We start from the raw sequence: 20,340 nt of genomic DNA on the forward strand, positions 1-20,340 counted from the left end.
CAGCCGCTAATTACGCGCTTGTCGCCATTCCCTTGTTTAGCCACCGTAAGCCGTTGCCTGATCTCGCCGCCCTGTGGTTACGTGAGCCGTTCAGCGAGCGTCGGGCTCAGGTGAGGGGTTTGTAATGGCATATCAGAAAATTGAATTAGCGGAGATCCCGGGCCTTATCCGGTGCGAGACGACGACCCGGGACGAGGGATTCGCCCTGGCCGCCGACATGACGCGTGCGGTCTATTCGCATGAGCAGATCTACGGCCAGTTCTGCACGCTCCAGGACTACATCGACGCGCCGATCGACGAGGTCTACGACTACCTGGCCGACATCCAGAACCTCAACGAGTGGACGTACAGCACCCGGGGGTTCGACGAGACGGACGAGGCCGGGTTGTTCGTGGGAGTGGACACCCTGGTCGACGACACGAAGATCTACATGCGAGTCCAGGCTGACCCGCAGGCCCGCACGCTCGACTACCACTGCGCCTGGGACCAGGGCAAAGACCTCTGGATGGTCTATCTGATCAGGCTCATCGACGCGAATGTCGTTCTCAACCGGCCGGGAACGGTCCTGGTGTGGACGAACTGCCACCACCCCAACTACGACAAGAACCCGTACCCCGAACTCTCGCCGAGCCCCAACCGGACCTGGGTCGGTGACATGTGGGGTCTCTTCTACGCCGGCCACGCGGTGGAGCTGGCCAATCTCAAGGCGATTCTGGAGCGGCGGCACGGGAGCGGGGCACGGCAGGTCGCCCAGTGACCACCACGCCGGTCAGTATCGTCGACATCGCCCGGTATCTCCCCGGCGAGCCGGTCGGCACGGAGTACTTCGCCGAGCGAATCGCTGCGGACAGCAGGCTGAACTGGGAAAATCCCATGTTCGTGCCGCCGAAGTCGCGACATCTCGTCGATCGGGACACCACCGCCGCGGACATGATCGAACGGGCTGCGGACACGCTCTTCGCCAGGTTGGGCGGGCAGGCCCGCCGGGACGTGGACATCGTCCTCACCAACGTGCTGTTGCCGGACATGCCGCACGCCGGTGCCGGTGCGACGGTGGCACACCGGCTCGGTGCGAGCCCCAGTTGGGTCCTGGACATCCACAACGCGGGCTGCGCCTCGTTCGTCGTGATGCTGCGGCTCGCCAAGATGCTCATCGAAACGACGCCGGCGCGCTCGGCCCTGCTCTGCAACGTGCAGAACTCTGCCGGACTGGTCTTCACCCAGCCGAACAACCTGCGCAATCCGCCGTCGGCCATCCCCGGCGACGGCGCCGCGGTGGCCTACGTGACCGCCTCTGCCGAGTCGCCGGTCCTCGATGTCGAGGTGGTGAACCGGCCGGAGGCGGCGCCGGACATGCAGATCGAGCGCGAGGACGGCAGCCTGTACTGGGAGCCGGGCGAGGCCGAACTGAACGTGAAGTTCACCGAGGCCAGCGTTGCGAAGATCATTTCGCGGGGCAACCGCCTCGTCCCCGAGGTCGTCGAAACGGTCTGCCAGCGGATCGGCGCCAAGACCAGCGAGATCGACGTCCTCGTCACCAACCAGCCGAACCGGATGTTCCTCCGCAACTGGTCCGAGGCGCTGCAACTGCCACCGGGCCGGCACCTGGACACCTTCGACCGGTACGGCAACCTGTTCGGTGCCGGAGCGCCGATCACGTTGTCCCACGCGATCGAGGAGGACACGATCCCGGCCGGCGCGCTGGTCGTCGTGGCGGGCTTCGCCCATGCCGGAGACCTGGCGGCAGCCGCGGCCCTGCGGTGGAGGGCCGCGGCATGAGGACGATCGCCGGCGCGCTCATCGATGCCCTCGACGACCTGGGCGTACGGCACGTGTTCGGGGTCGGCGGGGCCAACATCGAGCACGTGTTCGACGCACTGCACCAGCGGGGTGCCGGCCGGATCAGCTCGTTTCTGGCCAAGCGGGAGGACGGCGCGGCGTTCATGGCCGACGGCATCGCCCGGGCCTACGGCACGCTTGGTGTGTGCTGTTGCACGTCCGGTGGCGGCATGATGAATCTGGCTGTCGGGCTGGCCGAGGCGCACAACGACGGGATCCCGGTGCTCGCCCTGGTGGGTCAGTCGCCCGCCGTCTCCGACGGGCTCGGCGCCTTCCAGGAGTCCACCGGCCGGCCCGGCACGGTCGACGCGCACGGCCTGCTGCGGTCGATCACCAAATACACGGGCCGGATCACCGGCAGCGACGACTGCTGGGTGCAGTTGCGGGCGGCGCTGACGGCGGCCCTGTCCGGCCGGCCCGGCCCGGCGGCGCTCCTGGTGCCGCGGGACGTGTTCGCGGCGCCGGCCGGCCCGGCACCGGCGGACTGGCCGGCCGGGTTGTCGGAGTTCGCCGCGCGCCAGGAGGTGCCCCCGGAGCCGTTGCGGGAGGTCTTCGACGCCTTGAGCCGGGCCGTCGCGCCGGTGCTGCTCCTCGGCCCGGAACTGCGCTCGTCGCCGGACGGGGACGCGGTGGTCGCCTTCGCTCGCCGGGCCCGCATTCCGGTGGCGACCTCGATGTCCAACCGCGGCGACGTCGACGAGGACGATCCGCTGTACCTCGGCGTCGTCGGCGTCGCCGGCCACCCGTCGGTGCACCGGTATCTGCTCGAACAGGCCGATCTCGTGGTGGCGGCCGGCTCCGACCTGGGTTTCCTGACCCGGGGCCCGATCCTCGACCTGAAGCCCGACCGCGTGGTCGTGATCGCTCACGACGGGTCGGTCGCCCGCCGGTCCGCCTCGGCGGACCTGGTTCTCGAGGCCGATGCCGGTCGGATGTTCCGGGCCCTCGGCGACCTGCTCACCGCTGAGCCCTTTCAAGCCCCACCATTCGAGTACGAGCTGCGCCACTACACGCCGGAGCTGGAGGTGGAGAGCGTCGTGCCGGCGGAGGACTCCCTGCTGGCCAGCGAGGCGATCGACCTGCTGGGCGAGTACCTGCGGCCGGGTGACCGGGTGCTCACCGACGCGGGCAACTGCGGGGCGGCAGCCGCCCACCTGATCACGCTCCCGCCGGGAGGGCGGGCGTTCACGGCCTTCGGCATGGGCGGGATGGGGTACACGGTGCCCGCCGCGATCGGCATGCAACTGGGAGCCCCCTCCGGGCGCACCGTGGTCATGCTCGGTGACGGCGCCTTCCTCATGAACGGCCTGGAGATCCACACGGCGGTCGAGTTGGGCCTGCCGATCCTGTACGTCGTCTTCAACAACGCGGGACACGCCATGTGCGCGTCCCGGCAACGGCAGATGTTCGGTGGCCGGATCGAAGGCTCTCTCTACCACCCGGTGGACGTCGTCTCGGTGGCGCGAGGACTGGGGCGGCCTGACGATCTCTGGGTAGGTTCCGCCGGGGCGCTGCCCGAGCTGCGCGCACTGCTGGCGGATTACCACGCGGGCCACGACGATCGGCCCGGGGTGCTGGAGCTGCGGCTACTTCGCGACGAGATTCCGCCCATGATGCCGTTCGTGGCCGCGGACGCACCCACCCATGCGCTGACCGGGCGGCGGGTGCGTCCGGGAGACCGATCATGACAGCCGGCCGAGTGGTGATCGTCGGTGCGGGCCTCACCGGTCCGCTGCTCGGCATGCTCCTGGCGCGTCGTGGCTACGAGGTGGACATCATCGAGGGCCGGCCCGACCTGCGGCTCGGCGGCGAGCGGACGCTGCGGTCGGTCAACCTGACCCTGTCGGAACGTGGCCTGCGCGCGCTGCGCGAAGTGGGGCTTGAGCAGGAGGTGATCACCAAACTTGGGCAACCGTTGCGCGCTCGTGCCGTACACCTGGCGAGTGGCGCGGTCAACCTGCTGCCGTACGGGCACAACGGAGAGCAGGTGCTCTACGCGGTGTCCCGTGCCGGGTTGTCCTCCCTGCTCGTCGACGCGGCGGAGAACTGCCACGGCGTACGGTTTCATTTCGGGGTGAAATGCCTGGAGGTGGACCGGACGGCGCCCGCAGTGGTCGGTTTGGAGACGGCCACCGGCCGGCGTCGGCGCTTCACCGGTGATCTCGTTGTCGGCGCCGACGGCACCCATTCGACGGTCCGCCGGTACGTCCAGCACGGCGCGTTCGCCGACCTCCAGATGCACTACGTGCCCTGGCGGTACAAGGAGATCGTCATCAAGGGGGAACTCGACCCGACCGTGCTGCACGCGTGGCCCCGCGGGGACCGGATGATGTTCGCCCTGCCCAACGTGGACGGCACGTTCAACGGTGTGTGCGTGTTGCCGGCCGGCGGAGCGGACGGCTTCGACGCGCTGGACACGCCGGAACGGATCCGTCGCTGCTTCGACGAGACCTTCGGTGACGTCTCCAGGCTCATTCCCGACCTGGAGGAACAGGTATCCAGAAGCCCGGTCTCCGCGTTTCCGACCATGCTCACGTCGCAGTGGTACCACGGCGACACGGTGGTGCTGGTGGGCGATGCCTGCCACAGTGTCGTGCCGTTCTTCGGGCAGGGAATGAACGCCGGGTTCGAGGATTGCCTGGAGCTCAGCCGGTGCGTCGCGGAAACCCCCGACCGGGCGACCGCGTTCGCCACGTACCAGCGACGCAGGGAGCCGCAGAGCGCGATTCTGGCGAAGCTGTCCCTCGACAACTTCGCGGAGATGCGCGAGTCCGGTCCGCAGCACCGGGTGGCGGCCCGCAAGTATCTGCTGCATTGGCTGTATAGGCGGTCAGGTGGCCGGATTGTGCCCATATACACGATGATCGCTCACTCTGCCGTGCCGTATATGGATTGCGTGGCGCGGGCCGAGCGGCAGGACCGCCTGTTGCGCCGCTGTGGCGCGGATATCGCCGTTTCCCTGATAACGATGGCGGCGATGGCGCGTCGAGTGTGGCAACGTGCCTGGCAAGGCGGTCGGGCCGAGAGAGCGGCCGCTCGCGCGGGCCGATGGTCGAGGGTTCCGCTCTGAGGCCGAGCCTGCCATATCCGCGCTTTCGGCTTGGTATCACTGCGGGAAGTCGTTACCGTGCCACCATTCAGGGTGGATTGATCGTTTCACGTTCCATCCGGAGGGGGCCCCGGGGGAGCCGACACTCTTGATCAAGAGAGATGGGGGGCGCAACCCGGGGTGACTGGAACACGAAGTTGATCAATTCCAGTGCAGGTCGCGGAATTCTCAACGCGTAGAAGATAGCTCCAATCGGGGATGGGGATATCCATTGCAGATGGTTCGGGAACTCGACAAATTGGACCGTGATCCGAGGCTGGGGAACGTCTATCCCAACCTGGCTTTGAATGTGGAGACGATGCTGCGGCGACTGCACGGCCGGATCTCCGGCTGCTTCGCCCGAGCGGAACCGCGGGAACGAGCGTTGCAGTACCTCCTCGGCCTCGCCGGGGGATCCGGCGTCGATGCGGCCGGCCGACGGAATGTCGCCAGCTACTCACGCGAGGCACGCGCGGACGGCGCACAGCGACTGCTCACCACCGCGCAGTGGGACGACGCCGACGCGCGACGCAAGCTGCGCGAGGTCGTCCGGTCCAGCGTCGGAGCGGCGGGCTGCCTCTACGTCGTCGAGGCGACGTTTCCCAAGAAGGGCAACGCCCCGGCCGGAGTGGATTATCAGTACCGGCCCGAGAGCGGGCGGGCACAGAATTGCCAGTGTGCGCTGTTCCTGCTGCACGTCACGCCGGATATCCGATTGTTCATGCTGGACCTCGACCTCTACCTGCCGCCCGCCTGGATCACCGACCGCGACCGGCGGGCGCGCGGACGGATCCCGGACGGCCTGACCTATCGGTCGAAATCAGCGATAGCTCGGGACCTGATCCTCTCTGCCATCGACAGCGGTTTCCGACCCGACCGGGTCTACCTGTCCTTGCACTGCAGGGACAACCCGGGCGTGCTGGAAGCGTTGCAGCAGCGTCAGATCCCGCAGCTGGCCGGCCTCAGCCTCGACGACCTGAGCAGGGTGGCCCGGATCGACGCGGCGGTGCCGGCGATGCGCGACGACGCACGGCGTTCGGGTGAGACCGCACAGCGCGGCCGTGAAGCTCTCCCGCGCGGCCCCGTCACCGTGCGGTTCGCCCCGGCGAGCAGCCGGGATGGCCGCGGTGCCAGCCCTTACCAGGCCAGAGCGGGCTACTCGATGTTCACCAACGACGTGGTCCGCAGCATCGCCGAGCGTCGCTACGTCGAGCGGCGCTGGAAGGACATCCGGAGCGACATCCGGATGGACCGGTACGAGGTGCGCAGCTGGCGTGGCTGGTACCGGCACATGACTTTCGCCATGACTGTGCAGCTGGCCAACGAGCTGACCCTGACCGGTCCGGCTGACGGAGAACTCGGAGCCTGACGTGGACAACGACATGATCCTCAAGCTGGCGGCCGACAACGTCGAGTACGGCGATGTCGACCGCCTGGTGAACATTTACTGGGCACTGTCCAGCACCCTGGTGCAGGGGGTAGCGGGGGACGTGGTGGAGGCCGGCTGCCATGCCGGCAACACGAGTGTCTTCCTGCAACGGCTCATCGAGGAGTTCGCACCCGAGCGCGAGTTACACCTCTACGACTCTTTCGAGGGCCTGCCGAAGCCGAGCGAACACGACACGTTCCTCACCGAGGGCGCGCTCAAGGTGGATCTCACCGACCTGAAGGCCACGTTCGAGAAGTGGGAGCTGCCGCTCCCGAACGTCCACGCCGGGTGGTTCGACGAGACACTGCCCACCCAGCTGCCCGACCGGGTCTGCTTCGCCTATCTCGACGGCGACTACTACGAATCGATCCAGGTCAGCCTCGAGCACATCTACCCGCGACTCAGCGACGGCGGCATCCTCATCGTCGACGACTACTGCGACAGCGGGCGCAATCCGCAGGCGTTCGACCGGTTCTCCGGCCCGAAGCGAGCGTGCGACGAGTTCTTCGCCGACAAGCCGGAGAAGGTGTCCGTGCTGGTCGGGTCGGGCGACCTCGCTTTCGGCTACATCCGTAAGGGCTGGGTGGCGCCCCCGGGGCACTGATCAGCCGACGCCATGCACAGAAACGGGGACGAGAGTCTTGGGGCACTACCGCAGCAACGTACGGGACCTGGAGTTCAACCTCTTCGAGGTCTTCGACACCGGAATCGGCCGGGGGCCGTTCGCGCAGACGGACGCCGACACCGCGCGGCGTCTCCTACGGGAGACAGCGGCGCTGGCCTCCGGGGCAGTGGCCGACTGCTTCGCGGACGCCGACCGCAACCCACCGGTGTTCGACCCGCAGTCACACAGTGTGACGGTCACGCCCTCGCTGGCCCGGATGTACCGCCAACTGTGGGCCGATGACTGGCACCGTCTCATGCTCCCCACCGAGCTGGGCGGGTTCGGCGTGCCCCCCAGCGTCCAGTGGGCTGCGGTCGAGCTGCTGGTCAGCGCCAACCCGGCACTGCACCTGTATTTCAGCGCCGCGCCGAACTGCGCCGCCATCATCGACCGTACCGGCACCGAGGAGCAGCGGCGATGGGCGCGGTTCATGGTGGAGCGGGGCTGGAGCGCCACGATGGTGATCACCGAGCCCGACGCGGGGTCCGAGGTCGGTGCTGCCCGGACCCGGGCGATCCGGCAACCCGACGGCTCCTGGCACCTCGACGGGGTGAAGCGATTCATCACCGGCGGTGACCACGACATCACCGAGAACATCCTGCACCTCGTCCTGGCCCGCCCGGAGGGCCCCGGCATCACGTCACGGCCGGGCACGAAAGGGCTGAGCCTCTTCCTCGTGCCCAAGTTCCTCTTCGACCCGGAATCCGGCGCTCCCGGGGCACGCAACGGTGTGTACGCGACAAACCTGGAGTCGAAGATGGGCATTCGCGGGTCCGCCACCTGCGAGTTGTCCTTCGGTCAACACGATGTGCCGGCCCAGGGCTGGCTCCTCGGCGACGTGCACGAGGGCATCGCCCAGATGTTCCAGGTCATCTCGTGGGCCCGGATGACGGTCGGCATCAAGGCCATCGGCACGCTCTCCACCGGCCACCTGAACGCCGTCGAATACGCCAAGCAACGGGTGCAGGGCTCGGACCTGCGGCGGATCTTCGAGAAGGGGGCGCCGCGCATTCCCATCGTCGACCACCCCGAGGTACGACGTTCGTTGCTGCTGCAGAAGGCGTACGCGGAAGGTCTGCGGGCGCTGTACCTGTACGCCGCCACCCTCCTGGACCAGGTGGAGGCGAACGAGGGTGACGTGCGGCTCGCCAGCAGCCTCAACGATCTGCTGCTGCCGCTGGTGAAGGGTGTGGGCGCGGAACGGGCCGCAGAGCAACTGCAACACGCCCTGCAGATCTTCGGCGGCTCCGGCTTTCTGCAGGACTATCCGCTCGAACAGTACGTGCGGGACCAGCGGATCGACTCGCTCTACGAAGGCACGACCGCGATCCAGTCCATGGATCTGCTGTTCCGCAAGATCGTCCGGGACAACGCGCAGACGCTGACCGCGCTGATCAGCGACATCCGCGCCTTCAGCAGCGGCGAGGCCGGCAACGGCAGGCTCAAGGAGGGACGGGGCTTTCTGGGCGAGGCGGCCGACGACATCGAGGCCATGCTCGCCAAGCTGGCCGAGCGTCTCTTCGCCGTACAGAGCGACCCGGACCAGATGCTGGCCGTCGGAGAGCACACCGTCCGGTTCATGATGAGCATCGGTGACCTGGTCATCGGCTGGTTGCTGCTGCGCCAGGCGGATGTCGCCATCGTCGCGCTGGACGCCGGGGCGTCGGGGCCGGACGCCGACTTCTATCGGGGAAAGGTCGCGGTGGCGACGTACTTCGCGACAACGGTGCTGCCCGAGCTGTCCGTGCGGCGCCGGCTGGTGGAGAACAGCGGCGGCACCCTGATGGCGATGAGTGCCGCGGAACTCTGACGACCGTTCGCGACCGATCCGGCCCCGCCGCACCCACCGGTACGGCGGGGCTTTCGCCGAACCGCACCCGGCAAGCTCCGGCAACCGCGGCGGGGACCGGGATCGAGGACGTTCACCGGAGTGCCGTGCTGCTCCGGTGCTCGGCGACCACGGCGGGGAACCGGTCGATCTGTTGTACCGCGGTCAGTGCGGTCTCGATGCCGGCCTGGATCCAGGCCGGTGTCACGGAGCAGTGCTCGCCGGCGAAGAACAGACCGCCCTGCGCGCGGATGGCCTGAGCGGCGTCCTGCTCGAGCTCGGCGCCGGTGAGCCCCTGCCGGACCGCCGCGCACCCTCGGCTCCAGCGCCGTTCGCCCCAGGCGATGCTGACGACGTCCTGGATCATTCCCGCGGCCCGCAGCTCGGGGTGCATCGCCGTCAACTCGTCCACGACGATCCGGTGCCGCTCCTCGACGGAGAGCCGACCGAGTTGGTCGGCGTCCTCGGCGATGGTGTAGCTGCCGAGAAGTGCCGCCCCACCGGCCGGATCGGTGATCGGAGCCGGGTAGTAGGTCTGCCGGATGCTGCCGCCCGATGCTGATCCGCCGCCGACGGTGCGGTGCCGGTTCCAGAAGGCCTCCGCGCAGAGCAGCCCCACCTTGGTGGCGGACCCGTAGTCCAGCCGTTTGATGGTCTCCACCTTGTCGGCGTCGAATCCCCGCAGCGGGAGGTTCCGCAGGACGGAGAAGGGGAGGGTGCAGAGGACGACGGGGTAGGTCACCGCCGTCCGCCCCCGCTCGGTGGCCAGCCCGACCGTCACACCCTCCGGACGTACGTCGATGGCGGTCACCTCGTGACGCAGGTGTATCCGGCCCGGCAGTCGGCTCGCCAGACCGTTGGGTAGCTGATCCATGCCGTGGGGAAGGCACACCATCCCGGTGCTGAACCTGCGCAGAATGTCGTCGAGGAAGCCCTTCAGGGCACCGCTGCAGGCGGCGCGAAGCTCTGGGTGCCGGCGGAACGCCGCGCTGAGGTCGGCGCGTCCGTCCCGGAGAAACGGTGTCACGTCCAGGCCGCCCACCACGTCGAGCAGACCCGCCAGATCGGCGCGCATGATGTCGCGCTGTTCGCGTGGCGCCAGCGCCCGCACCATGGCGTGCATCCAGCCCACGAAGAGCAGTGCGTCGGACCGGTGGGCCGCTCCCGGGCAGGATCGTGCCGTCTCGCGAACGAGTGCGTCCGCGGCATCGCGTGCCCGCACGAACCGCGTGCCGATACGAAGCAGATTGTCGGGATCGGTGAGAACGTTCGTGAACGGACGCAGTTGGTCGCTCAGGCCCAACTCGTCGATGTAGCGCAGAGTCAGCTCGTGGTCGCCGGGGATCCGCATCGCGCCGAGTTCGACCACCGGTCCGGCGCCCTCGCCGAACCGGTGGGTGAATATCCGGCCACCCACCCGTGAGTCGGCCTCCAGTACCACGACGCGGTGCCCACGGCGGGCGAGTTCGTACGCCGCGACCAGCCCGGCCACACCGGCGCCGAGCACGGCGATCGTGGCATCGGCGACGTCGCCCCGGCCCGGTCCTGCGGTGAACCTCTCCATGCGCGTGAACCCCGATCGCACGTCGGTGATGAGGAAGGGTGAATCTGCGGCGCGGGCGCGGCTGTCCACAGTCGGTCACGCCGCGGCGCCGGGCACGCGGATGGTGGGAGAACAGCTGAATGCCGAGCTCGTTCCCGAGACCTGATCTGACAACTGATCGCCGGTGGGGAATAGCCGAGCGCGATGGCGGCAGGGTCCATCCGGCTGGCCTCCACTTTTGCGACGAATGCCCTCAGCTCGCGTTTGTGCACAGCACTCCCCGGGTCGTCGCTGCGCCATCCGCGATGGAACCGCCCTGGGCAGTCTAACGTGGTCGCGCGGGAATCGGTGGACCCGTCATCGTCAATTCTCGAAGTGCGTAAATGGTGGACTCGTACGCACTTGGAGAGTCCGTTCGATGTCGGTCCGACAGCGGCCCGGCGCCTGCCGACGTGCCCGCGTTCCGCGCCGGAGCAGAATAGGGGAACATCGCCGTTGACCGGCGCATCTGCTTGCACCGCAACCTTGTCGCCCAGCCGCGGGCCGACCGCGCAGGGTGGAGCTCCGGGAGCCGTTTTGGCCCTGCGCCGCCACCGGACTTCACGCGGGGAGGGCCTGCCGATGACCGGCCACCCATTCATCCTTGGCCCGCAACACGATTAGCACCCGGGATGCGCGATGGCCGTATTCGTTTCGCGCATCCTTCCTCAGTTGTGGCTCTTATGGGATCGGTTAACAATTTCGGACCGGACGTACTCGGAACGCAAGGCGGTGTTCCTGGTGAGAGGTCAACGACGTGCAGTAAACCTGCCCGGCGACTTACCGTTTTGTCGGCAGCCTGCGCAGCACCGACGTGTCGGGCGGCGACTGCGGGCAGCTGCCGCTGTCGTTGAGGGAAAGCGCCCCGGCCACGGCGACTTCGTCAACTCCCCGACAGATGACACCGGACGGTTGGGCCGGGATGGGAGATTGGGGGCCGGCGAGCAGTCCAGAGGGGAAACGGTTGCGCCCTCGATACCGCGCGGTCGTCATTGTGCTGGTGATACCGCTGATCACCGCGGTTGTCGGTGTGCTCATCAACGTCGCGACGGCCGGCGTCGAAGTGAAAGGCGCATTCGGCCGCATCGCGATCTGGATGGCGCTGCTCCTTGTCAGCATCGTGGGTGGCGCGACGGCTTGGCGGCTCGGGCGCCCGGCGGAGAAGGACCCGGTGGGTCGGGCCGCCACGTCGCTTCGGCGGGATCTGCAGCGGCGGTGGATGACCGATCCGGTGTGGCGGAGCGTGCGCGACGGCGACCGGTTGCCCGTCCGCTGGGACGCCGCCCCCACCGCGCTCTTCCCGGCCAACAATCGGGCCTGGCAGGAGCGCAAGCACCCTGGGGACGGCGCCCGCCTCGCCGCGTTGGTGACCGCCACCGGCGCACCGTCGCGTCTGGTGGTCCTCGGCGAAGCGGGCAGCGGCAAGACCGAGCTGCTCGTCGGCGCCTTCCAGGCGCTGCTGGAAAGGTCCGGCGAAGACCGGCGGGTCCCGGTCTTCGTCCCGATGACCGCGTGGCGATCGGCGGACGACCCACGGCGCTGGCTCGTGGACTGGCTGACCACCAACCACGGCTTCCTCAGACAACCCGTTTCCGCCGAGGACGGACGGACGCTTGCGCACGCGCTCGCGGAGGACAACCGGCTGATCTTCATCCTGGACGGGTTCGACGAGATCGCGCCGGAGCACCGGGCCGACGTGTTGCGCAGCCTCAACACCCTCCCCTCGGCCTGGTCGGTCATGTTGAGCTGCCGGACCTCGGAATACCAGGCGCTGCGCAACGTCGGCAGAGTGCTCACCGACGCTCGTGGCATCGTGATCAAACCTCAACGGCGAGAGCAGGTGATGCGCTACCTGAAGAACCGCAGCGAGTCGCCCGAGCGGTGGGCCGACGTGGAGAATCGCATTCCACGGGCCACCGTCCTGACGAAGGCGTTCGAGACGCCGCTGATGGTCACGCTCGCCGACGCCATCTACAACGCCGAGCCGAGCCGCAAGGACGGCAGCAACGTCCCCGAGCCGAGCGACCTTCTCGCCTACCAGGACGGCGCCGCGCTGGCGCACCACCTCCTCGGTGACGTCGTGACGGCACGGTATCCGACGGACCGCTCCAGCGGATGGCCCCGGGTCGGGCAGGCCCGTCGGTGGCTTGGATACCTGGCCGCCGCGACCGACTCGGACGACATACGCTGGTGGGACCTGCCGGTGCCAGCCGCGGCAACCCAGGGCGTGTGGGTCCGCAACGTGGCAACGGCGTTCGTCGTCGTCGCCTGGACGGCCCTGTCGGCCGGCCTCCTCAACGAATGGATCTTCACCGAGCCATACACCGGCGTGACCCACGCGCTGCGGATCTCCGCGGCGGCACTGCTCGTGTACCTCGCCATCCTCTATCTGACCGGCGCCTACAGCGACGCGGTCCTGGCGTCCGTCGGTGCCTACATCGCCGGCTGCCTGAGTGGCACGTACGACCTGGCGGTCGTCATCGGGCTCGTCGTCGGCTTCTCGTGGCGCTTCTCCTGGCATGACGAGCTTCCGCGGGTGCGTCGCGGCAGACTACGGAACGCGGTGCTCGTCGGAGTGGCGGCGGCGGTCGCCGCCGCGGCGATCCGGGGCGCCGGCGAGCTGTTCCCGTTGACACCCTCACTGACCACGGGCTTCGCCAGCGGCTCGGTCGACGGCTTCACCAGCCGCTGGGACGAGGAGGTCAACGGTTTCCTGGCGACCGGACTGGTCGTGACACTGACCGCCTGGGCAGGCCTGATCGTCGACCGTGGGCGGGTCGCCCTTCGGGTACGGGGTTGGCTCGCTCGTCCGTTGGTGCACGGGTTGGCGGTCGGTGTCGTGGTCACCGCGGTCAACTCCTGGGCAGACCGCTTCGGCAAGGTGGAGCATGCCTGGCTGATCGCCCCCGCCGACGGCTTCGCCGCCGGACTCGCCGTGTGGTGGGTGTCGCACTGGATCCACCTGTGGTCCGAGCCCACCAGGACACGTCGGCTGCCCCGGCCGCCATTGGCCGGCGTGGTTGTCGGAGTCGTGGCCTGCATCCTCCACACCGTCGGCTACTCCACCCGCACCGACATCCACTTCGGCTGGTCCCGCGCCCTGTCCGAAGCGATCTGCAGCGCCGCGCTCGTCTGGCTCGCTCTCGACCTGGCCGGGCGGGGGACACCCGGCCGCGGAGTCGACGGGACTCCCCCGCCGCCACGGCACCTCCTGCGGTTCGCTCCCGCCGTCGCGATCGCACTCCTTGCCGGTGCGCTCGACGCGGTCTCCGCGGGCGTCGCGCGGGGCGTCGCGACCGCGGTCGGCATCGGGCTGGTGCTGGTCTTCCTGACCGCGCGGCGGGCACAGCGCCACGTCGAGACCAGTGCCGCAGGTGCGTCCCCGGTCGAGGTGGGCGTCTTCGCGCTGTCGCTCGTCGGGATCCTCGCGGGGTTCGCGTACGGCGTGCTGGTCGGCGTCGTCGCCGCACTCGGCTGCCGGGTGGCGCGGGACATCGCCCGTCGCCGGCAGCCCTCCGGCACCTCGCCCCGGCCGTCGTTGCGCGGCGCGGGAGCCGGCATCCTGCTCGGTGGCGTGCCGCTCATGGGCGCCGCCTACAACGGCACCGCGCCGGTGTGGCTGCTGGCCATCGGTGTCACCAGCGGTGTGGCCGGCGCATTCACCTTCGGCGTCGACGCGCGCGACCCGGAGCGGACGGCACCCGTGTCCCCGCTGGGCTCGTACCGGCAGGACCGGGCCGCGTCACTGTTCCTCACCGCCGTGGTGGCGCTGGTCATCGGCCTGGCCGTGGTGGCGCGCGCCATGTCGGTCGTCGGCTCCGTCCCCGTCGCGCTCCTCGCCGGGCTGGGCACGATCCTCACCTACGGGCTGTCCGCCGGACTGGTGATCGCCGAGACGTCGACGCGGTTCCCGACCTTCCTCGTGGCCCGCATCCGGTTGGCCTACCACGGCCTCCTGCCGTGGCGGTCCATGACGTTCCTCGATGACGCGCACCGCGCGAAACAGATGCTGCGCAGCTCGGGCGCCGCCTACCAGTTCCGCCATCGGGAGTTGAAGGAGCGGCTTGCCGAGGATTCCCCAGGGTGAGTAGGCGCTGCGGGACGTCGAATCTCTTTGCTGCGACTGGCGGGAATCTTGGCATCCCGCGAATATCCGCTACCGGACAAGATCACTATTTGTGACGACGCCGCCCCCGTCATGTCGCGGTCACATACTTCCCTCGCCACAACAATCGATGCAGGGAAAATCATGAATGCATCTGGAAGGAGGCGCGTCGCCTGGGCTTTGGCTCTACTGGTGTCGCTGCTGTCGAGTGCGATCGGGACGACACCAGCCCACCAGGCGAAGTCCCCGACCAATATCAGGGGCCGGGAGGCGCCACCATCCTCCGCAACTACTTCATCAACGGATACGTCCTGTACAAGACCGCGACCGGTGTGGGCGAGGGGCGTCGGTGGGGCAACAACCAGATCGTCTGCTGAGACATCGGGTCAACCCCCGCGCGGACGCGGCCGGGGTGTGGGTGCGCTCGGACCACAGAGCGGCGGCGAGTTGCGAGCGGGCGGAGTTGCGGGTGCACACGAACACCACCCGCCCCACGCCGGTCAGGGGCGCGGGGTGCAGTGCGGTGCGGGCTTCGGGGCGCAGCCGCAGGTAGGTGCGGCGCCGGTCGCCCTCGGAGCGCCCGCGGACGACGAGGCCTGCCTCGGTGAGGACTTTGACGTGGTGGGCAACCAGGTTCGTCGGCATCTGCAGGTCGTGGGCGATTTCTCCGGGCGAGGCGTCGCCGAGGGTGAGCGCGTCCACGATCGCCAGGCGCGCCGGGTCGCCGAGCGCGGCGTGGATCCGGGCACGCCCCTGCAAGGAAGCAAGCTCAGTAGTAATTGACTCTACAATTACTGAGCTATCGTGCAAGTGTCAACGGACGGCCGGGTGGCCGGGGGTCGCCGCGACGCCACCGCGCTGGCCGAGCGCCTAACCGGCGCGGGTCGCCGGTCAGGCCTCAGGCCACGGGGGCCGGTTCGACGCTGAGCAGTCCGGCGAGCTGGCGCAGGATGGCCGGCCGGGCCCGGTAGTACACCCAGGTGCCGCGGCGTTCGGCGTCGACGAGGCCGGCCTCGCGCAGCGTCTTGAGATGGTGCGAGATCGTCGGCCCGGTCAGGCCGAAGGCCGGGGTCAGGTCGCAGACGCACGCCTCCCCGCCCTCCGCGGAAGCGATCATCGACATCAGCTGCAGCCGCACCGGGTCGCCGAGCGCCTTGAACGCCGGCGCGAGCACCGCGGCGGTCTGCGCCGGCACCCGGCTCTGCGCCAGCGGCGGGCAGCACGGCGTGTCGGCGGTGAGGTCGATGACGGGTAGCAACCCGGCCTGCTTTGACATGCCTCTAGGTTGACAGGTGTCTAAGCAGCGTGCAACTCTCTGATTCGACGAACGTCAAGACAGACGTCGTGGGAAGGGGTCGTCATGTTCGGCACGGCACGGCGTTCAGCCCAGGCCCAGGCGGGAGCGCGGTTCTGTGACTCCTGCGCCCGGGTGTCCACCGCGGCGCAGCGGGCGCAGCGGCGCTACGACCAGGTCCGTGACACCGCCTACGCCCTGATCGGCGTCCGGTAACCCCCTGATCGAAAGGTTGTGTGATGAGCGAGAACACCCAGACCAGCCCCGCGACGGCGGGCGGGTTCGCCGGTGATCCGGGCGCCGCACTGGAGGTGACCGGCTCCGGTTCCTGCTGTGGCAGCCCCGCGCAGGCGGTCGGCTCGATCCTCCCGCCCGCCGGGCAGTCGCCGACGGCGGGACCGTGCTGCGGCAGCCAGCAGGCCGCCGAAGCGGCTGACTCCTGCTGCGGCACCGAGGCGAAGAGCGCAGCCGTCACGACGGGTCAGCGGTGCTGCGGATGACCGCCCCGTCGGAATCGGCCGCCCACCTGGACGCGATACTGCCGCTGGTGTCGGCCGAGCGGATGGCCTGCACAGTCACTGCACTCGCCTCGGCTGAATTCACTGGCCGGCGGGTCGGCACGGCCGGCGGTGCCGCCGCCCGCGCCTGGCTCGTCGCGCACCTTGCCGACCTCGGCGCGATGGTCGACACCGACGACTTCCCGGTCCGCGCCGTACCCGAGCTGTACGCGGCGCCGACGGTTGTCTGGGGCGAAGGTGCGACCTCGACGCGGCTGACCTTCGGCCGCGAGGTCGCGGTCCACTGCGCCTCAGCCGACACTTCTGAGGTCAGGCGTGGCCCGTTGGGTGTGGCCGACAGCGGCGACCCGACCGGCCGATGGCTGGTGGTGCCCACGGGTATGCACCTCTCCGACGCCGCCCGCGCTGCCTCGGGCGCGGCGGGTCTGCTGGTGAGCCGGGCTGTCGACGCCGACGGCTGGCAGTACACGCTCCTCGCCGGCCCGGACCCGGGACCGCTGCCCATCCTGACCCTCGACGCCAGCACCCACCGCGCCGCCCTGGCCGCCGCCACCGGTGCCGGCTGGTGGAGCGCCAACACCCCGCTGCACCGCCGCGACGTGACGGGCGCCAACATCCACGCGAGGTTCCCGGCGGCTGAGCCGGGTGGGATCGAGGTGTTGCTGACCGCGCACTACGACGGCGTCGGCGACCATCCCGGCCTGCGTCAGCCCGGCGCGTCGGACAACGCCAGCGGCGTCGCGGTGGTCCTGGAAGCCGCTCGAATCCTAACCGCCGCCCGTCCTGCAGGGCTCGGACTGGCGGTCGCGCTGCTCGACGCCGAGGAGGTCGGTGCGTTGGGCTCGGCCCACCACAGCCAGCAGCTGCACGTCGGCGACGTTCGGCCGCTGATCATCAACGTCGACGGCGCCGGGCTGCTCGACCAGGCCGCCGCGGTCGAGGCCGGCGGTCCGGCCCACGCGCTACTCGCCCTGCTCGACCAGGCCGGGCGGCACACCGGCCTTCCGCTCGCCGCCGGGCCGGTCGCCTCCGACAACCGCCGCTACGCCGCCGTCGGTCTCGCGGCGGTGGGCGTCGGCGCCGGCATGGCCGGCTACCACAGCCCCGCCGACACCCCGGACCGCGTCGACCCGCACACCCTCGACGCAATCGCCCGCCTCGTTGTCGCCACCGTCCGCCTGGCCGCTTCCGCCCCCGCCACAGATTCATCGTCGACCTGACCAACCCCCGACGCTGACGCTCGGCCGCCGCCTACCTGTTTGCTTCGACAACTCTCCAGACAGAGGAGACACCTGATGAACGCCCCGGACGACCTGCCCGTCGTGGTGATCGGCGCCGGCCCGGTCGGCCTGGCCGCCGCCGCGCACCTACACGAGCGTGGCCTACCGTTCCTCGTTCTGGAAGCCGGCGACACCCCCGCCGCCGCAGTACGGCAGTGGGGACACGTCCGGGTCTTCTCCCCCTGGCGCTACAACATCGACCCCGCCGCCCGCCGCCTGCTCGACGACGCCGGGTGGGTCGCCCCCGACCTGGAGGGCCTGCCCACCGGCGCCGAGCTGGCCGACGACTACCTCCAGCCCCTGGCGGAGCTGCCGCAGCTCAAGCCGCACCTGCGCTACGGCGCCCGCGTCGGGGCGATCAGCCGCCTCGGCCTGGACCGCCTGCGCACCACCGGCCGCGACACCACGCCGTTCCTCGTTCGCCTCGCCGACGGCGAGGAGATCCACGCCCGCGCCGTCATCGACGCCTCCGGCACCTGGGGTACCCCGAACGTCCTCGGCTCCTCCGGGCTGCCCGCCCGAGGCGAGGCCGATGTCGCGGCGCACCTCGACCACGCGTTGCCCGACGTCCTCGGCGCCGACCGGGACCGCTTCGCCGACCGGCACACCCTCGTCGTCGGCGCCGGCCACTCCGCCGCCAACACCCTGCTCTCCCTCGCCGAACTGGCCGAATCCGCCCCGGGCACCGAGGTGACCTGGGCGATCCGCACCACCTCACCGGCGCGCACCTTCGGCGGCGGCGACGCCGACGCGCTACCCGCCCGCGGCGCGCTCGGCTCCCGGCTACGCGCGCACGTCGACGCCGGCCGGATCCGCCTGCTCACCGGGTTCGCCGTGCACGCCCTCACCCCCACCGACGGCCGGGTCAGCGTGGTCGTGCGCCACGCCGACGGCAGCGAAGAGCAGACCACCGTGGACCGCATCGTCGCGGCCACCGGCTTCCGCCCCGACCACTCGATCGCCGCCGAGCTGCGCCTCGACCTTGACCCGGTCCTGGGTGCCACCCGCGCCCTGGCCCCGCTGATCGACCCGAACGAGCACTCCTGCGGCACCGTGCCCCCACACGGTGTCACCGAGCTCACCCACCCTGAGGTGGGTTACTACGCCGTCGGCATGAAGTCCTACGGGCGGGCGCCGACCTTCCTGATGGCCACCGGCTACGAGCAGGTCCGCTCCGTCGCCGCCGCCCTGGCCGGCGACTGGAGCGCCGCCCGCGACGTCCAACTCGACCTACCCGAGACCGGCGTGTGCAACAGCAACCCGGACGAGTCGGCGACCGGCGACAGCTGCTGCGGGCCCGCGTCATCCGTCGCGCCGGCGGGACGCGGACTGGCCACCGGCATCTCCGGTGGTCTGCTGGCCGCGCCGCTCACCCTGGTCCGCCTCAATGCCGCACCCGCCGACACGCAGGCCGGCAGCTGCTGCGCCAGCTGATGCCCACCACCACCACGACGCCCGCCGACCCCACCGTCGGTGGGCACCACCGCTGGCGCATCGTCGCCGCCCTCGCCGTCACCTCCACCATCGGCTACGGCACCCTCTACTACGCCTACGCCGTCCTGCTCACCCCGATGGCCGCCACCCTCGACACCTCCACCACCGCCGTCACCGGCGCGCTCACCGCCTCCGTCCTGGCCGGCGCCCTCGCGGCGATCCCCGTCGGCCGGTGGCTGGACCACCGCGGTGGACGGGCGCTGATGACGGCCGGCTCGATCACCGCCACGGGCCTGTTGGTGGCCTGGTCCCAGGTCCACACCATCGAACAGCTCTACGCCGTCATGATCGGCATCGGGATCACCGGCGCGATGGTCCTCTACGAACCCGCGTTCGCCGTCATCGTCGCCTGGTTCACCCCTGACCGGCGCGCCACCGCCCTGCTGGTCGTCACGATCGTGGCCGGGTTCGCCAGCACCATCTTCATGCCCCTGACCGGGCTCCTGGCCGACCACCTCGGCTGGCGCGGCGCGCTGCTCGTCCTCGCCGCCATCCACGGCGCGGTCACCGTGCCCCTGCACGCCCTCACCATCCGCCGGCCCCGGCCGGCAACGACCACGGCACCCGCCGGCACCGAGCGGTCCGGGCACGCCCAACGGCGCGCCGTCGCCCAGACCGCGATGCGCGATGCCCGGTTCTGGATCCTCGCCGCCACCCTGATCGCCCACGGCGCGGCAACCAGCACCATGACCGTGCACCTCATCGGCTACCTCACCAGCCGCGGCCACCCGGCCACCATCGCCGCCACCATGGCCGGACTGCTCGGCGTCCTCTCGGTCACCGGACGACTCGTCCTCACCGCCGCCCGCCGACACCTGCGCGTCACCACCATCGTCGCCGCGGTGTTCGCCACCCAGGCCGCCGCCGTGCTCACCATGCCCCTGCTCGCCGGCACCCGCACTGGCGCGATCATCACCGTCATCGGCTTCGGACTCGGCTTCGGCATCACCAGCCTCGCCACCCCCGCCCTGCTCACCGCCCGGTACGGCACCACCGCCTACGCCACCATCGCCGGCCGACTCGCCGCCCCCGTCACCATCGCCAAAGCCGCCGCGCCCCTCGCCGCCGCCACCCTCCTGCACACCACCGCCGGATACACACCACTACTCGCCGCCGTCGCCGCATGCTGCGCCCTCGCCGCCACCGGCATGCTCACCCGCGCCACCACCACGGCGCCGAACCCCAGCGTCTGATCTCGCCGGCCACGGCGGCCGGGCGC

16 protein-coding genes are annotated in these 20,340 nt (G+C 70.0%); 13 read left to right on the forward strand and 3 right to left on the reverse strand.

Annotation, left to right across the window (positions count from 1 at the left end; translation table 11 throughout):
- Positions 1-217: 217 nt before the first annotated feature.
- The 7 genes from AB0B57_RS34955 (at position 218) to AB0B57_RS34985 (ending at position 8,830) form a co-directional block, all read left to right on the forward strand.
- The gene (locus AB0B57_RS34955; RefSeq protein ID WP_357080091.1) at positions 218-757 is read left to right on the forward strand and encodes an SRPBCC family protein; all 540 of its coding nucleotides are present in this window, start codon (positions 218-220) and stop codon (positions 755-757) included.
- Complete coding sequence (locus AB0B57_RS34960) at positions 754-1,779, forward strand: 3-oxoacyl-[acyl-carrier-protein] synthase III C-terminal domain-containing protein (protein WP_357080094.1); 1,026 nt, start codon at positions 754-756, stop codon at positions 1,777-1,779. Before AB0B57_RS34955 ends, AB0B57_RS34960 begins: the two co-directional genes overlap by 4 nt.
- Positions 1,776-3,527, forward strand: coding sequence for a thiamine pyrophosphate-binding protein (locus tag AB0B57_RS34965; RefSeq protein WP_357080097.1), 1,752 nt, complete (start codon positions 1,776-1,778; stop codon positions 3,525-3,527). The genes AB0B57_RS34960 and AB0B57_RS34965 overlap by 4 nt, the downstream gene beginning before the upstream one ends.
- Entirely contained in the window at positions 3,524-4,909 is a 1,386-nt protein-coding gene (locus tag AB0B57_RS34970) for an NAD(P)/FAD-dependent oxidoreductase (protein WP_357080100.1), read from the forward strand. Before AB0B57_RS34965 ends, AB0B57_RS34970 begins: the two co-directional genes overlap by 4 nt.
- Before the next feature lie 337 nt (positions 4,910-5,246).
- Positions 5,247-6,296: a transposase gene (locus AB0B57_RS34975; RefSeq protein ID WP_357080103.1), complete on the forward strand. Its 1,050-nt coding sequence runs from the start codon at positions 5,247-5,249 to the stop codon at positions 6,294-6,296.
- 1 nt (position 6,297) lies between these two features.
- On the forward strand, positions 6,298-6,960 hold the full coding sequence (locus tag AB0B57_RS34980) for a TylF/MycF/NovP-related O-methyltransferase (RefSeq protein ID WP_357080106.1): 663 nt from the start codon (positions 6,298-6,300) through the stop codon (positions 6,958-6,960).
- 37 nt (positions 6,961-6,997) lie between these two features.
- Complete coding sequence (locus AB0B57_RS34985; RefSeq protein ID WP_357080109.1) at positions 6,998-8,830, forward strand: acyl-CoA dehydrogenase; 1,833 nt, start codon at positions 6,998-7,000, stop codon at positions 8,828-8,830.
- 112 nt (positions 8,831-8,942) lie between these two features.
- Here AB0B57_RS34985 and AB0B57_RS34990 read toward each other — a convergent pair whose 3' ends face one another.
- On the reverse strand, positions 8,943-10,412 hold the full coding sequence (locus AB0B57_RS34990) for an NAD(P)/FAD-dependent oxidoreductase (protein WP_357080112.1): 1,470 nt from the start codon (positions 10,410-10,412) through the stop codon (positions 8,943-8,945).
- Between the two features lie 1,012 nt (positions 10,413-11,424).
- Between AB0B57_RS34990 and AB0B57_RS34995 the strand changes: the two genes are divergently transcribed.
- Positions 11,425-14,517, forward strand: a complete 3,093-nt coding sequence (locus tag AB0B57_RS34995) for an NACHT domain-containing protein (RefSeq protein ID WP_357080115.1) — start codon at positions 11,425-11,427, stop codon at positions 14,515-14,517.
- 315 nt (positions 14,518-14,832) lie between these two features.
- Here AB0B57_RS34995 and AB0B57_RS35000 read toward each other — a convergent pair whose 3' ends face one another.
- Entirely contained in the window at positions 14,833-15,294 is a 462-nt protein-coding gene (locus AB0B57_RS35000) for a helix-turn-helix domain-containing protein (protein WP_357080117.1), read from the reverse strand.
- 139 nt (positions 15,295-15,433) lie between these two features.
- The gene (locus tag AB0B57_RS35005) at positions 15,434-15,811 is read right to left on the reverse strand and encodes a metalloregulator ArsR/SmtB family transcription factor (RefSeq protein WP_357080120.1); all 378 of its coding nucleotides are present in this window, start codon (positions 15,809-15,811) and stop codon (positions 15,434-15,436) included.
- An 84-nt stretch (positions 15,812-15,895) separates the two neighbouring features.
- Here AB0B57_RS35005 and AB0B57_RS35010 point away from each other — a divergent pair, with 84 nt between their 5' ends.
- The 5 genes from AB0B57_RS35010 (at position 15,896) to AB0B57_RS35030 (ending at position 20,314) form a co-directional block, all read left to right on the forward strand.
- Positions 15,896-16,045 carry a hypothetical protein gene (locus AB0B57_RS35010; RefSeq protein WP_357080123.1) on the forward strand — a complete coding sequence of 50 codons (150 nt, stop codon included), beginning with the start codon at positions 15,896-15,898 and terminating at the stop codon, positions 16,043-16,045.
- A 23-nt stretch (positions 16,046-16,068) separates the two neighbouring features.
- The gene (locus tag AB0B57_RS35015; RefSeq protein WP_357080127.1) at positions 16,069-16,329 is read left to right on the forward strand and encodes a hypothetical protein; all 261 of its coding nucleotides are present in this window, start codon (positions 16,069-16,071) and stop codon (positions 16,327-16,329) included.
- Entirely contained in the window at positions 16,326-17,567 is a 1,242-nt protein-coding gene (locus AB0B57_RS35020; protein ID WP_357080130.1) for a M28 family peptidase, read from the forward strand. Before AB0B57_RS35015 ends, AB0B57_RS35020 begins: the two co-directional genes overlap by 4 nt.
- 75 nt (positions 17,568-17,642) lie before the next feature.
- Positions 17,643-19,061 (forward strand): FAD-dependent oxidoreductase, encoded by a 1,419-nt coding sequence (locus tag AB0B57_RS35025; RefSeq protein ID WP_357080132.1) that lies wholly within the window; start codon positions 17,643-17,645, stop codon positions 19,059-19,061.
- Entirely contained in the window at positions 19,061-20,314 is a 1,254-nt protein-coding gene (locus AB0B57_RS35030) for an MFS transporter (protein ID WP_357080135.1), read from the forward strand. The genes AB0B57_RS35025 and AB0B57_RS35030 overlap by 1 nt, the downstream gene beginning before the upstream one ends.
- Positions 20,315-20,340: the final 26 nt, after the last annotated feature.

The organism is Micromonospora sp. NPDC049101 (assembly GCF_040648675.1).
In the GTDB taxonomy this organism is placed as follows: domain Bacteria; phylum Actinomycetota; class Actinomycetes; order Mycobacteriales; family Micromonosporaceae; genus Micromonospora.

What these genes read in the sequence shown, in the direction of transcription:
- AB0B57_RS34955 (WP_357080091.1), top strand. Translation starts at nt 218, where the DNA reads ATGACGCGTGCGGTCTATTCGCATGAGCAGATCTACGGCCAGTTCTGC.
- AB0B57_RS34965 (WP_357080097.1), top strand. Translation starts at nt 1,776, where the DNA reads ATGAGGACGATCGCCGGCGCGCTCATCGATGCCCTCGACGACCTGGGC.
- AB0B57_RS34970 (WP_357080100.1), top strand. Translation starts at nt 3,524, where the DNA reads ATGACAGCCGGCCGAGTGGTGATCGTCGGTGCGGGCCTCACCGGTCCG.
- AB0B57_RS34975 (WP_357080103.1), top strand. Translation starts at nt 5,247, where the DNA reads ATGCTGCGGCGACTGCACGGCCGGATCTCCGGCTGCTTCGCCCGAGCG.
- AB0B57_RS34990 (WP_357080112.1), bottom strand. Translation starts at nt 10,412, where the DNA reads ATGGAGAGGTTCACCGCAGGACCGGGCCGGGGCGACGTCGCCGATGCC.
- AB0B57_RS35005 (WP_357080120.1), bottom strand. Translation starts at nt 15,811, where the DNA reads ATGTCAAAGCAGGCCGGGTTGCTACCCGTCATCGACCTCACCGCCGAC.
- AB0B57_RS35010 (WP_357080123.1), top strand. Translation starts at nt 15,896, where the DNA reads ATGTTCGGCACGGCACGGCGTTCAGCCCAGGCCCAGGCGGGAGCGCGG.
- AB0B57_RS35015 (WP_357080127.1), top strand. Translation starts at nt 16,069, where the DNA reads ATGAGCGAGAACACCCAGACCAGCCCCGCGACGGCGGGCGGGTTCGCC.
- AB0B57_RS35020 (WP_357080130.1), top strand. Translation starts at nt 16,326, where the DNA reads ATGACCGCCCCGTCGGAATCGGCCGCCCACCTGGACGCGATACTGCCG.
- AB0B57_RS35025 (WP_357080132.1), top strand. Translation starts at nt 17,643, where the DNA reads ATGAACGCCCCGGACGACCTGCCCGTCGTGGTGATCGGCGCCGGCCCG.
- AB0B57_RS35030 (WP_357080135.1), top strand. Translation starts at nt 19,061, where the DNA reads ATGCCCACCACCACCACGACGCCCGCCGACCCCACCGTCGGTGGGCAC.